The organism is Pseudomonas silensiensis, assembly GCF_050434865.1.
GTDB classification, from domain to species: Bacteria; Pseudomonadota; Gammaproteobacteria; order Pseudomonadales; family Pseudomonadaceae; genus Aquipseudomonas; species Aquipseudomonas fluorescens_W.
On record NZ_JBNDJH010000006.1, the window covers coordinates 55,767 to 69,970 of the forward strand.

9 protein-coding genes and 1 tRNA gene are annotated in these 14,204 nt (G+C 58.0%); 8 read left to right on the plus strand and 2 right to left on the minus strand.

Annotation, left to right across the window (positions count from 1 at the left end):
• Positions 1 to 12 precede the first annotated feature (12 nt).
• The 6 genes from rpoD (at position 13) to QF010_RS10660 (ending at position 8,423) form a co-directional block, all read left to right on the plus strand.
• Positions 13 to 1,863, plus strand: a complete 1,851-nt coding sequence (gene rpoD, locus QF010_RS10635; RefSeq protein WP_033056224.1) for an RNA polymerase sigma factor RpoD — start codon at positions 13 to 15, stop codon at positions 1,861 to 1,863.
• Between the two features lie 121 nt (positions 1,864 to 1,984).
• Complete coding sequence (locus QF010_RS10640) at positions 1,985 to 5,731, plus strand: EAL domain-containing protein (protein WP_429533090.1); 3,747 nt, start codon at positions 1,985 to 1,987, stop codon at positions 5,729 to 5,731.
• 15 nt (positions 5,732 to 5,746) lie between these two features.
• Positions 5,747 to 5,823, plus strand: a tRNA-Ile gene (locus QF010_RS10645).
• A 402-nt stretch (positions 5,824 to 6,225) separates the two neighbouring features.
• Positions 6,226 to 6,501, plus strand: a complete 276-nt coding sequence (locus tag QF010_RS10650) for a DUF3077 domain-containing protein (protein WP_429511761.1) — start codon at positions 6,226 to 6,228, stop codon at positions 6,499 to 6,501.
• Positions 6,502 to 6,873: 372 nt separating this feature from the next.
• Positions 6,874 to 7,617, plus strand: coding sequence for a HipA family kinase (locus tag QF010_RS10655; RefSeq protein WP_429511760.1), 744 nt, complete (start codon positions 6,874 to 6,876; stop codon positions 7,615 to 7,617).
• The gene (locus QF010_RS10660; protein ID WP_429533091.1) at positions 7,614 to 8,423 is read left to right on the plus strand and encodes a DUF3037 domain-containing protein; all 810 of its coding nucleotides are present in this window, start codon (positions 7,614 to 7,616) and stop codon (positions 8,421 to 8,423) included. Before QF010_RS10655 ends, QF010_RS10660 begins: the two co-directional genes overlap by 4 nt.
• Before the next feature lie 118 nt (positions 8,424 to 8,541).
• Here the strand turns inward: QF010_RS10660 and QF010_RS10665 are convergent, their stop codons facing one another.
• Both QF010_RS10665 and QF010_RS10670 read right to left on the minus strand, forming a co-directional pair.
• The gene (locus QF010_RS10665; protein ID WP_429533092.1) at positions 8,542 to 9,189 is read right to left on the minus strand and encodes a peptidase M41; all 648 of its coding nucleotides are present in this window, start codon (positions 9,187 to 9,189) and stop codon (positions 8,542 to 8,544) included.
• A 174-nt stretch (positions 9,190 to 9,363) separates the two neighbouring features.
• Positions 9,364 to 11,718 (minus strand): glucose/quinate/shikimate family membrane-bound PQQ-dependent dehydrogenase, encoded by a 2,355-nt coding sequence (locus QF010_RS10670; RefSeq protein ID WP_429533093.1) that lies wholly within the window; start codon positions 11,716 to 11,718, stop codon positions 9,364 to 9,366.
• Between the two features lie 175 nt (positions 11,719 to 11,893).
• Between QF010_RS10670 and QF010_RS10675 the strand changes: the two genes are divergently transcribed.
• Both QF010_RS10675 and QF010_RS10680 read left to right on the plus strand, forming a co-directional pair.
• Complete coding sequence (locus QF010_RS10675; protein ID WP_008067391.1) at positions 11,894 to 12,355, plus strand: Lrp/AsnC family transcriptional regulator; 462 nt, start codon at positions 11,894 to 11,896, stop codon at positions 12,353 to 12,355.
• A 156-nt stretch (positions 12,356 to 12,511) separates the two neighbouring features.
• Positions 12,512 to 14,194, plus strand: a complete 1,683-nt coding sequence (locus tag QF010_RS10680) for a flavin monoamine oxidase family protein (RefSeq protein WP_429533094.1) — start codon at positions 12,512 to 12,514, stop codon at positions 14,192 to 14,194.
• Positions 14,195 to 14,204 lie beyond the last annotated feature (10 nt).

Here is a 14,204-nt window from a genome sequence, read left to right on the forward strand (position 1 = left end):
GGATAGGGTGTTATGTCCGGAAAAGCGCAACAGCAGTCTCGTATCAAAGAGTTGATCACACTTGGTCGTGAGCAGGGTTACCTGACTTACGCGGAGGTCAACGACCACCTGCCGGAGGATATTTCAGATCCGGAACAGGTGGAAGACATCATCCGCATGATCAATGACATGGGGATCAACGTATTCGAGGTTGCGCCAGATAAGGATTCCCTTATGCTGGCCGACGCCGATACCGACGAAGCCGCGGCCGAAGAGGCAGCAGCAGCGTTGGCAGCGGTCGAGACCGACATTGGTCGCACCACCGACCCAGTGCGCATGTACATGCGCGAAATGGGCACGGTAGAGCTCCTCACACGTGAAGGCGAAATTGAAATCGCCAAGCGTATTGAAGAGGGCATCCGCGAAGTGATGGGCGCAATTGCGCACTTCCCTGGCACGGTTGACCACATTCTGTCCGAATACACTCGCGTCACCACCGAAGGTGGCCGCCTGTCCGACGTCCTGAGCGGTTATATCGACCCGGACGACGGCATTGCGCCGCCTGCTGCAGAAGTGCCGCCGCCTGTCGACCCGAAAGCCGTGAAAGCGGACGACGACACCGACGACGACGACGCTGAAGCCAGCACCGACGACGAAGAAGAAGCCGAAAGCGGTCCGGATCCGGTCATCGCAGCTCAGCGCTTTGGCGCTGTCTCCGATCAGATGGAAATCACCCGCAAGGCGCTGAAAAAGCACGGTCGTGGCAACAAGCTGGCAATTGCCGAGCTGGTGCTTCTGGCTGAGCTGTTCATGCCGATCAAACTGGTTCCGAAGCAATTCGAAGGCCTGGTCGAGCGTGTTCGCAGTGCCCTGGATCGCCTGCGTCAGCAAGAGCGCGCGATCATGCAACTTTGCGTTCGTGATGCCCGCATGCCGCGTGCCGACTTCCTGCGCCAGTTCCCGGGCAACGAAGTCGACGAAAGCTGGTCCGACGCACTGGCCAAAGGCAAAAGCAAATACGCTGAAGCCATTGGTCGCCTGCAACCGGACATCATTCGTTGCCAGCAGAAGCTGACCGCGCTGCAAACCGAAACCGGTTTGACGATCGCCGAGATCAAGGACATCAACCGTCGCATGTCGATCGGTGAGGCCAAGGCCCGCCGCGCGAAGAAAGAGATGGTAGAAGCGAACTTGCGTCTGGTGATCTCCATCGCCAAGAAGTACACCAACCGTGGCCTGCAATTCCTCGATCTGATCCAGGAAGGCAACATCGGTTTGATGAAAGCGGTAGACAAGTTCGAATACCGCCGCGGCTACAAATTCTCGACTTATGCCACCTGGTGGATCCGTCAGGCGATCACTCGCTCGATCGCCGACCAGGCCCGCACCATCCGTATTCCGGTGCACATGATCGAGACGATCAACAAGCTCAACCGCATTTCCCGCCAGATGTTGCAGGAAATGGGTCGCGAACCGACCCCGGAAGAGCTGGGCGAACGCATGGAAATGCCTGAGGACAAGATCCGCAAGGTATTGAAGATCGCTAAAGAGCCGATCTCCATGGAAACCCCGATCGGTGATGACGAAGACTCCCATTTGGGTGACTTCATCGAAGACTCGACCATGCAGTCGCCAATCGATGTCGCCACTGTTGAGAGCCTTAAAGAAGCGACTCGCGAAGTTCTGTCCGGCCTCACTGCCCGTGAAGCCAAGGTTCTGCGCATGCGCTTCGGTATCGACATGAATACCGACCACACCCTCGAGGAGGTTGGTAAGCAGTTCGACGTGACCCGTGAACGGATTCGTCAGATCGAAGCCAAGGCGTTGCGCAAGCTGCGCCACCCGACGAGAAGCGAGCATTTGCGCTCCTTCCTCGACGAGTAACAACAAACCCCCGGCCCAGGCCGGGGGTTTTGTTTTTATACAGATTAAATCCCCCGCTCCTCCCCCCCTCCGAATTGCCCGTCTACACTCGAAACATTCCCCGAGCCATAACGAGACCGTTATGCCCAGACTGCCGACCGTGCTTTTTTTGCTGTCGCTATTGACCTGGACCGCAACGGCTGGCGCGCTGACTCTGACCGACGAAGAACGTGGCTGGCTGGCGTCTCACCCGGACTTGCGCCTGGGTGTCGATGCGTCATGGCCACCCTTCGAGTTTCGCGACGATCACGGCCGCTATCAGGGCCTTGCAGCGGACTATATCGACCGCATCCGTCAACGCCTGGCCATCAAGCTCACGCCCATCGAGCCCGTCAGCTGGACCGTTGTCCTGGAACAGGCCAAACAAGCCAAACTGGACTTGTTGCCCGGCATCATGTCGACCCCGGAGCGCCAGACTTACCTGTCGTTCACCCGCCCCTATCTGGACTTTCCGATTGTCATCCTTGCCCATGTCGGAGGTCCCCAGCCACGTAAACTCGAAGACCTGTACGGGCTGAAAGTCGCCGTGGTGGAAAACTACGCCCCCCACGAGCTGTTGCGCACCCACAATCCCGACCTCAACCTGGTGGCGCTGCCTAACGTCAGCTCAGCGCTGCAGGCGCTGGCTACCGATGAAGTGGATGCGGTGGTCGGCGATCTCGCCTCCAGCGTCTGGAGCCTGCGCCAGCTCAAGCTCGACGGGCTCTATGTCAGCGGTGAAACCCCCTATCGCTATCAATTGGCGATGGGCGTGCCCCGGGACAACAAGATACTGGTCGGCATTCTGGATAAAGTCCTGGCGGACATGACCCCGAGCGAAATCAATGAGATTCAGGAGCATTGGGTCGGCAACGTCCTCGATCATCGAACATTCTGGAACGATCTGCTGGTTTACGGTCTGCCGGGATTGCTGCTGCTGATCATCGTGCTGGCGATGGTTATCCGGATCAACCGCCGGCTGAGTTCAGAAATTTCCCGCCGGGTCGACCTGGAGCAAGAACTGCGCAGCAGCGAATACCATTACCGCGGGCTGGTGGAGAGCCTTTCGGCCATCGCCTGGGAAGCGCGGATCAGCGATTTCACCTACAGCTATGTGTCCCCCCATGCCGAGGATCTGCTCGGTTACCCCTTGTCTCATTGGCTGATTCCAGGCTTCTGGCGCAACATTATCCACCCGGCCGACCTGACCCGCGCCCAGACCTTCTGCGATCACGAAGTATTGGCCGGGCGCGATCACAGCCTCGATTACCGGGTCATCACCGCCGATGGCCGCTGCATTTGGGTGCGCGATATCGTCAGCCTGATCGAGCACGGCCATGAACCGGTGATGCGCGGGCTGATGATCGACATCAGCGAAGCCAAGCGCACCGAAGAGGCGTTACGCCTGTCGGAACAGAAGTTCGCCTCGGTGTTCCAGCAATGCCCGGACATACTCGTCATCGCGCGACTCTCCGACGGCTGCCTGCTGGAGGTCAACGAAGCCTTCGAAGAACAGATCGGCCTCAAGGCCGAAGACGTCATCGGCCAGACGGCAACCGACCTGAACATCTGGGGCATCCCCGGCGTCGGGCCGGGCTTGTTGCAACGGTTGCAGGCCGGCAGCATCCGTAACCTGGAGATGCCCTTTCGCCGCAACAATGGCCAAGTGTTTACCGGCCTGATCTCCGCTGAACCGTTCGACCTCGATACAACCCCTGCGCTGGTAGTGGTCGTGCGGGACATCAGCCAGCTCAAGGAAACCCAGAAACAGCTGCAAACCTCCGAAGAGAAATTCGCCAAGGCCTTCCATGCCTCACCCGACGGCTTGCTTTTGTCACGGCAAAGCGACGGTTTACTGATTGAGGTCAATGAGGGTTTCAGTCGCATTACCGGTTTCAACAGCGCGATGTCCGTGGATCGCTCCGCCCTCGAGCTGGGGATCTGGGTCAATCTCAACGAACGCAAACAGATGCTCGATCTGCTGCACCGGGACGGTTTCGTCCGCGACTTCAGTTGCCATATACGCCGCAACGACGGACAGATCCGCCTCTGCGAGGTGTCCAGCCGTCCACTACCGATCGGCGATGAAGATTGCATGCTGACCATCGCCCGGGACATCACCGAGCGACACCTGATGCAGGAGAAACTGCAACAGGCTGCCACGGTATTCGAGAGCACCGCCGAAGGTGTATTGATCACCGACACCCAACAGCACATCAGCGCGGTCAACCGTGCGTTTACCGAAATCACCGGTTACAGCGAGAGCGAAGCATTGGGCCACACCCCTCGCCTGCTCGCTTCGGGCCTGCACGACAGCGCGTTTTATGCCGCCATGTGGCATCAACTCACCGCCGAAGGTCATTGGCAGGGCGAAATATCCAACCGGCGCAAGAATGGCGAGCTCTATCCGAGCTGGCTGACCATCAGTGCGGTGCGCAACCGGGACAGATTCGTCACCCATTTTGTCGCGGTGTTCGCGGACATTTCCAGCCTCAAACACGCCCAGGCCAAACTCGATTACCAGGCACACCACGACCCGCTGACCGGGCTGCCAAATCGCACGCTGTTCGAGAGCCGATTGCTGACTGCGCTCAACAACCAACAGGAAAACGGCGGCCAGGGCGCGGTGCTGTTCCTGGACCTGGACCGTTTCAAACACATCAACGACAGCCTGGGTCACCCGGTCGGCGACCTGCTGCTCAAGGGCATTGCCGTGCGCCTCAAGGAGCAGTTGCGCGACATCGACACCGTGGCGCGACTGGGCGGCGACGAATTCATCATCTTGCTGCCCGGGCTGCAGCAATCCAGTGACGCCGACAACATCGCGACCAAATTGCTCAATTGCTTCAGCGCACCATTCCAGGCTGGCGAACATGAGTTTTTTATCAGCGCCAGTATCGGCACCAGCCTGTATCCCAAGGATGGCTGCGACGTCGCCACGCTGGTCAAGAATGCCGATGCGGCGATGTACCGCTCCAAGGCCAAGGGTCGCAACCGGGTCGAAAGCTATACCCGCGACCTCACCGCTCAAGCCAGTGAGCGAGTGGCACTGGAACATGAACTGCGACGCGCTATCGAGCGCAACGAGCTGCACCTCCATTACCAGCCGAAGATCAGCCTGGTCGACCATCGCCTGGTCGGCGCAGAAGCGCTCATTCGCTGGCGCCACCCGACCTTCGGCGATGTGCCGCCGGAGCACTTCATCCCGCTGGCCGAAGAAAACGGCATGATCCTGCAAATCGGCGATTGGGTTCTCGAAACCGCCTGCCGGCAGATGTTCGAGTGGAATCAGGTTTACGAACCCGTCGGCCCGCTGTCGGTCAACCTCGCGGGCGCTCAATTGCGCCAGCCGAACCTGCTCGGTCGGATCGAACAATTGCTCAAGGACAACCGCCTCAAACCCGGTTTCCTGCAACTGGAAATTACTGAAAACTTCATCATGAGCCAGGCTGAAGAGGCGCTGGCAGTGCTGCATCAACTCAAACACTTGGGTGTGCAACTGGCGATCGACGACTTCGGCACCGGTTACTCGTCCCTGAGTTACCTCAAACGCCTGCCACTGGACATTCTCAAGATCGACCAGTCTTTCGTCCGCGGCCTGCCGGATGATCCCCACGATGCAGCCATCGTTCGCGCCATCATCGCCTTGGGCCGCAGCATGCAATTCACCATCATCGCCGAGGGTGTCGAAACCCTCGCGCAGCAGCATTTCCTCGCTGCCGAAGGCTGTGAACAGATCCAGGGCTACATCGTCAGCCTGCCCTTGTCACCGGAAGAGTTTGCCGCGACGTTTCTTCGTATAGCCATTTCAGACTTTTCGGATAGCACAGCCGAGAAACCGTCGCTATAATCCGCGGCCTACTGAGGGCCTATAGCTCAGTTGGTTAGAGCAGAGGACTCATAATCCTTTGGTCCACGGTTCAAGTCCGTGTGGGCCCACCAAACAAGAAAGCCGCGCAATGCGCGGCTTTTTCGTACCTGATGTTTAATTCAGTTTGCCTCGTGTGTCGCAAAGTCGGATGACGCCCGAAGACCTTGTAGGCAAACTCCGAAAATTGCATTTGGGCGCTTTGCTGCCATGTTGCGCTTTTCTTCGACGGGATACTCTCCGGACGTCGCTGACCATTCAGCGATCGGGCTTGGAAACCCGTCGAGCGAATCGCAACAACGCGCCCAACATAACCGCAGACGTTTTACGCCTGCAATCCCTGTGTCATGGCGGCTGTGCGTGGGACGTCTTCGGACGTGCCGGTTTCCTAGGCTCCCGGTTTCCAACCTGCGCACAGCTGCCACCCATTCGCTTGGAAACGAACGTGGCAGCTCCTCAAGCTTAGGAGATATACCATGAGCAAAACAGACTCGTCCCAACCTTCAGAACTGAAAACCATCGGCTTCACCCCGTTGATTTTTTGCTCGAATCAAGCGTTGTTCAATGTCCGCGCCGGCGTCCCTATCAGCGACGCGCTGGCACAGGCTTCTGATTTTCTATTCTTAGCCAAGGCGCTTGCTGTGGATGCCGCCTACGCAAAAGATACCGACCGCCACGCCTGGGCCGCGCACTATCTGACGGCAATGAGCAAAGCGGTGATTGATGATGTGGTGAAGGTGCTGACACGGTGACCTGCTCGGACTGCGGCGAAGTCCGAAAAATAGCGGCAAACAAGCCGTGGGATTCCCCAAGGCATGTCGGACCGCCCTAAAATCTAGAAACGCGTAACACTGGCAAATCCGTTTGATAGACAGCAAAAAGCCCCGGTGCTTTCGGATCGGGGCTTTCTGTAAATCTAAATATCGGCCTCTTATACCTTCGCATCAAACAAGAGCAAGCGCGCACTAATCGATTATTTTGGCGCAGCAGAGTGTCCCAAATGCGCTATCAATCTCACGTATAGATCTTATCTACGCAACGCCCCTAAAAAATCACTACAGGGCATGGTGCAGCAGGATGCAGACCAGTATGGTCTGGCAAGATAATTTATAACGGAGCCGGGAATGGCCGCGGTTAACTACATAGAAGCGGTTGAGATCATCCGGCGACTGGAGGGTGGAATCACGCGCCCCTTCCTGTGCCGCGCCAGCAATGACAAACACTATGTGGCCAAGGGATTGGAATTGCCTCCCTCCGAGCGTATTGCCGAACTGCTATGCGCCCGCCTCGCCGCTCAATTCGGCTTACCAATCCCCGAGCATGGCTATATCTACATTGACCCTGCCCTGCTGCGCTACAACTCAGAAGCACGCAGCGATCTTGGGCCTGGGGATAGCTATGCCCTGGCCTATGTCGCGGACGCTGCTGACCTGTTGTACTCACAAGCACTGCAGGTTCCGAGCGACCTGCAAAAAGCCGTTTTCGTCTTTGATTACTGGGTAGGCAACGGTGATCGTCAGTTAGGGCCATTGGGCGGTCGCCCCAATTTGCTGATGTGTGGCCTCGATAATCAGCTGCAGCTGATCGATCACAACCAGGCGTTTCAATGGCCGCTGGATGCTGAAAAGTTCTCGGAAAGCCACGTATTTGGCCCGAGCAATCGGACATGGCACCTAGATCTGGTCGACAAAGTTGAATACAGCCAACGGATGCACGACACTGCTAGGCAGTTTCGTGGCCTATGCTTGGACATACCCGATGAATGGTGTGAATCCATTGGCAAACCGGGGCTCGACATTCTGCTCGAAGAAATCGAAAGTAACCTGATGCTCTGTCAATCGGACGAGTTCTGGAGCGTCCTACAATGAAATACGCCTGCCTTTACAGCATCGTGCGCTTCGCGCCTTTCGCCGAAACCGAAGAATTTGCCAATGTCGGCATTGTTCTCTCGGCACCAGCTATCGGGCGCATGGAGTACAGGCTCGCCCGTAAAAACCTGAAACGGATCAATCATTTCTTCGAGTGCAGCAATCTCTTCGCCAAGGCTATGGAAATAGCCCAGGACGAATTGGATAGCGTTCGCCTCATGACAACAGAAGCCCAAGAGTCGCAGATCGTTAACCACTTTCGTTTCCTGACCGAGCCGAAGGAGTCATTGATTCGCTTCAGCCCCATGCGATCGATCTTAGTGGAAAACTTCGACACGACCCTTGCAATGCTGTTTAGCCGCTATATCGAGCGCCAAGGCATAGGGCGTGATCGTCGTGAAGAGATTATGGTTCGAGAAATTCGAACAATGTTCTCGGAAGCATCAATCCGCAATTTCCGCGACGATACCCTGACCGGTGATCTGACCAAACTGCACCTGCCCTTGGTTCACCGAAATGAGGTAGTAGCCGCTATCAAACCCTTAGCTTTTGATCAGGCCGAACCAAGCGCAATACTCGACCACTGCGATCAGTGGCTGATGAAGTTTGTACGCGCCGAAGAAGAAGGGATTATTCAATTGAAAAACGTCCTGATCCCCGTAACCACCCCAGCTGAAAATCAGTCGCCTCGCCACCTCAAAGCGGTGCAGATCGCCAAGGCTAGCATCCAGGAACGCGGATTGCAGTTGGTCGACTTTCAGGCCACCCAGGCAATCGCCGCCTTCGCGCAGAACTACGCGCAGTAGTCTCACGCGAAACGCTCACGCTTTAAAATACGCCTCGACTTTTCGGGGCTTCCAAAGCGTAATCGGGTAACTGCTGCAATTACACGTCCTCTACAGCGTCCGGCGGCGACCTACATGCTTACGCCCAAACACTTAACGTTGGAATAGCCTGCACGGGCCGCAGCCGCTCAAGCATTACCCCCGCCAACACGACCTCATACGTATCCGCCGCCCTACCCCACTGCTCCACCATGACCATGCCGTCGACCAGCACGCTTCCCAATCCGGTAATCGTATCGGCCAATGCCTCTACGATTTCTTGAGTCCGAAACCACACGCGGTCAGTTATCTCTTTCAGCTCAGCCGTTATGCGATCAGACGACGCGGGATCCGTATCGGGGCAGGCGATATTGCGCAGCAAGTGCCGCAGCTCCCTTATTTTTGCGTAATCCTGTTCCGCACCAAGCTCTCCTTTGAGGATGGCTGTCGCTTTCGACTTATCGACGCGCTTATCGGGCGAAGGCTTTGAAGCTAATGTCTGCCCCATAGCGCCAGCAAACAGGACCATCATCCGAGCTTCCAGATGTTCCTTTATGGCTTCCATTGACGAAATTGACCGCACCAAGCTAATGGACGCCCCGCCTTGATGCCTTAAGTCCATGGTCACTGTCAGGGTCACGCCGCCTGTTTCAAACCCCAAGGCTCGGGCAATGACGTAGTGCGCCATTTCGTGATTGGCAATCTGCAATGCATGTTCCCGCACAGCGGAAGGCATCTTCCTCGTCATTTCCATCGCCTCGTGTCAAAGCCCTGTTGCGCATTCGACTATGAGTTACTGTTGATGTCCATCCTGGCGACCTGGTCAGGGTCGGACGGGGGTGGCAGAGCTTTTGAGCGGTTAATCCGCACAACTAAAAAAGCCGCGCAATTGCGCGGCTTTTTCGTACCTGCGATTCAGCCTTTACTTGGGTAACGCGTACGCAATCACGTAATCTCCACGGTCCGTCGACTGACGCGCACCGCCAACGGTGAGCAGGATGTACTGCTTGCCGGTCTTGGGAGAAACGTAAGTCATCGGGCCGGACTGACTACCGACGGGCAAACGAGCTTTCCAGATCTCATTACCATTACCCGTATCGAAGGCGCGCAAGTAGAAGTCCTGAGTGCCAGCGAAGAACAGCAGGCCCGACTGGGTGGCCAGGGAAGCGCCGAGGGTCGGCATGCCGATCGGGATCGGCAGGTGCATGCGGATGCCCAGCGGGCCGGTGTCTTGCACGGTGCCGACCGGGACTTGCCACATCAATTTGTGGGTCTTGAGGTCGATGGCGGACATCGTGCCGAACGGTGGCTTCTGACACGGAATGCCGGCCGCCGAAAGGAAACGTTCGCGCATCGCACCGAATGGCGTGCCTTCCTGTGGCACCACACCCATTTCGATACCGCTGGCCCCGGCGGCGATCTTGTTGCGCGGGATCATGTAGTTGGCCAGACCCAGGCGCATGTCGTTGACGAACATGTAATTGGTGTTCGGATCAACCGAGACGCTGCCCCAGTTCATACCGCCCAATGAACCCGGGAATTGCAAGGCGCGGTCCATGCCCGGTGGTGTGTAGACGCCTTCGTGACGCATGCCTTTGAACTGGATGCGGCACATCAACTGGTCGAACGGTGTCGCGCCCCACATGTCGGACTCGGTCAGTGTCTTGTTGCCGATTGACGGCATGTCCACCGAGAACGGCTGGGTCGGCGAGTAGCGTTCGCCAGGCACGTTGCCCTGAGGCACCGGGCGCTCTTCGACGCGCGCGATCGGCACACCGGTTTCACGGTTGAGCAGAAAGATCTCGCCCTGCTTGGTGACTTGCGCCAAGGCCGGCTGCATTCCACCCTTCTCGTCAGGGACGTCGTACAGCAGCGGTTGCGCAGGCAGGTCAAAGTCCCACAGATCATGGTGAGTGGTCTGGAAATGCCAGCGCACCTGACCGGTCTTCACGTCGATGGCGACGATCGACGAGTTCCACTTGTCGTCAAATTCCGTACGTTGGCCGCCAAAGAAGTCCGGGGTGGCATTGCCGGTTGGCAGGTAAACCAGACCGAGTTTTGCGTCGTAGGACATGGCCGACCAGACGTTGGGGGTGCCACGGGTGTAAGTCTCACCCGCTGGCGGACGTTTGGCGGTGTTCGGGTTGCCCGGATCCCACGCCCAGACCAGTTCACCACTGCGCACATCGTAGGCCCGGACCACACCGGGCGGTTCGCCGGTGGAATAGTTATCGGCCACGCGACCACCGACGATTACCACGTCACCTGCGACCAATGGGGTCGAGGTTTGTTGGTAGTAGCCGGGCTTTACTTCGCCCATATCGGTTGTCAGATCGACGGTGCCTTTGTTGCCAAACTCCTCGCAGGGTTTGCCGGTTTCAGCATTGATCGCGATCAGACGCGCATCGCCGGTCGGCAGAAACAGACGTTTCGTACAAGCCGTTGGCTGGTTGTCCGAGGACACAGGGGTTTCGGTATAACCCAGACCCCGGCAACGCTGCCAGTTTGGCGCAGTGCCTTGCGGGTCGAATTTCCAGCGTTGGGCGCCGGTGTCGGCATCCAGGGCGAAGACTTTACCGTAGGCGGTGCAGGTGTAGACCGTGTCGCCGATTTGCAGCGGCGTGTTCTGGTCCTCGGCACCGGCGCCAGTACTTTGCGGGATGTCGCCGGTGCGGAAGGTCCAGGCCACTTGCAGCTTGTCGATATTGCCTTTGTTGATCTGGTCCAGCGCGGCAAAGCGGTTGCCAGCGGTGGTATTGCCCCAATGGGCCCAGTCTTTCTGCTCGGTGCCAGGCGTGACCGGTATCACCGCAGGCTCGCTGCTGGCCTTGACCACATGGGTCGGCACAAACATGTAGGCCAGCGTTACGACGACACCAACGCCCAGAATACCGGCCAGGCCGTAAGCGCCACGGCCCGCGGTCGCGCCCGAAGCACGTACCAGCGTCGGATAGATCAGCGCGACAACCAGACCGATCACGGCAAACGTCAGCACTCGCGAGACCAACGGCCAGTATTCCAAACCGGTGTCCCACACTGCCCAGATCGCGGTGAGGATCAACGCCAAGGCATACAGCCACGCACCGTGCGGTTTACGGCGGGCGATCATCAACCCGGACACCAGCATCGCCAGGCCCATCAGCAGGAAATACCAGCTACCGCCGAGCGAGACCAGATAGCCGCCGCCACCGGCCAGGCCGAGCCCGATCAACGCAATCAGGACACCCAGCCCCGACAGCAACCATTTGCCGCCGCCGGCAGCCCCAGAATTATTCATGTCGGAAATTTTCCCCATTTGTGACAAGCGCGGAATAATGTACTACCTAGTTACTTATGGCAATTTGTCGCAGGTAAAAATGTCCTGAACGGTACTGAAGGCCAGATCAAACATCCGCTGCGCGAGCCGTGCTGTAACATGCCAACCCATTGATCTGTGCCGCTGGAGACGCCCCTTGCCTGACACTCGCCCGCCCGTTCTTGACGAAATCGACCGCCAATTGATTGCAGCCCTGCAGATCAATGCCCGCGAAAGCGTGGCCATGCTCGCGCGACAATTGGGCATCGCCCGCACCACCGTGACTTCGCGATTGGCTCGGCTGGAAAAGGCCAGGGTAATTACCGGTTACGGCGTGCGTTTGGGTCAACGTGTCGTCGATGGTGGCTTGCAGGCGTACGTCGGGATCACGGTGCAACCGCGCTCGGGCAAGGAAGTGCTGCGACGTCTCAGCGCGATGGCTCAGGTGCAGCAGTTGTGTGCGGTCAGTGGCGAATTTGATTACGTGGCGTGGCTGCGCACCGATTCACCTGAGCAGCTGGATCAGTTGCTGGATCAGATCGGCAGTGTGGATGGTGTTGAGAAGACTACGACCTCGATCATTCTCAGCAGCAAGATTGACCGCGGCCAACCGGTTTAATCCAATCTGATCAACACACTCGTCAAATTGCAGCATTAACTAGCAAAACGACGACACATTGCGTCTTATTAACGTGTTCTACGCTCTCTAGAATGGCTGCCATCTTTTCCTATACTCAGACGCGCACTCCGCGTCCGGTCGCCAGCAAGGTCAGCCATGAACAAGAACAATCGCCATCCTGCAGACGGTAAAAAACCAGTCACCATTTTCGGCCCGGACTTTCCCTTCGCCTTCGACGACTGGATCGAGCACCCGGCCGGTCTGGGCAGCATCCCTGCGCACAATCATGGCGCCGAGGTCGCGATCGTCGGTGCTGGTATCGCAGGTCTGGTGGCCGCGTACGAATTAATGAAACTGGGCCTCAAACCCGTCGTCTACGAAGCCTCGAAAATGGGCGGCCGTCTGCGCTCCCAGGCATTCAACGGCGCTGAAGGCATCATCGCCGAACTCGGCGGCATGCGCTTCCCGGTGTCGTCCACTGCGTTTTATCACTACGTCGACAAGCTCGGCCTTGAAACCAAACCTTTCCCGAACCCGCTGACCCCTGCCTCGGGCAGCACGGTGATCGACCTCGAAGGCCAGACTCATTACGCACAGAAACTGGCGGATCTTCCTGCACTGTTCCAGGAAGTCGCCGACGCCTGGGCCGACGCGCTGGAAGCCGGTTCGCAGTTCTCTGACATCCAGCAAGCGATCCGCGACCGGGATGTGCCGCGCCTCAAAGCGCTGTGGAACACCCTCGTTCCGCTGTGGGACGACCGCACGTTCTACGACTTCGTAGCCACTTCCAAAGCCTTCGCCAAACTCTCGTTCCATCACCGTGAAGTGTTTGGTCAGGTCGGTTTTGGCACCGGCGGCTGGGACTCGGACTTCCCGAACTCGATGCTGGAAATCTTCCGTGTGGTCATGACCAACTGCGACGATCACCAGCATTTGGTGGTCGGCGGCGTGGAGCAAGTGCCGCTGGGGATCTGGCGTCATGTGCCGGAACGTTGCGTGCACTGGCCGGAAGGAACCAGCCTCAGCTCCCTGCACAACGGTGCACCGCGTACCGGCGTGAAGAAAATTGCCCACGCGGCAGACGGGCGCTTTGCCGTCACCGACAACTGGGGCGACACCCGCGAATACGCAGCGGTGCTGACCACGTGCCAGAGCTGGCTGCTGACTACCCAGATCGAATGCGACGAAACCCTGTTCTCGCAAAAGATGTGGATGGCCCTCGACCGCACCCGCTACATGCAGTCGTCGAAAACTTTCGTGATGGTCGATCGGCCATTCTGGAAAGACAAGGATCCGGAAACCGGCCGCGACTTGATGAGCATGACCCTCACCGATCGCCTGACCCGCGGCACCTATCTGTTCGACAACGGCGACGACAAGCCGGGCGTGATTTGCCTGTCGTACTCGTGGATGAGCGACGCGCTGAAAATGCTCCCGCAGCCTGTGGAAAAACGCGTGAAACTGGCGCTGGATGCGTTGAAGAAGATCTACCCGAAAGTCGACATCGCAGCGCGGATCATTGGCGATCCGATCACCGTGTCCTGGGAAGCCGACCCGCATTTCCTCGGTGCTTTCAAAGGCGCCCTGCCCGGCCATTACCGCTACAACCAGCGCATGTACGCGCACTTCATGCAGGCTGACATGCCCGCCGAGCAACGCGGGATTTTCATCGCCGGCGACGATGTTTCGTGGACGCCTGCGTGGGTCGAAGGCGCGGTGCAGACCTCGCTCAATGCGGTGTGGGGCATCATGAAACACTTCGGCGGTGAAACTCACGCCGAGAACCCGGGTCCAGGAGATGTGTTCAACGAGATCGGTCCGATCGCCTTGCCCGAGTAAGAGGAATCCG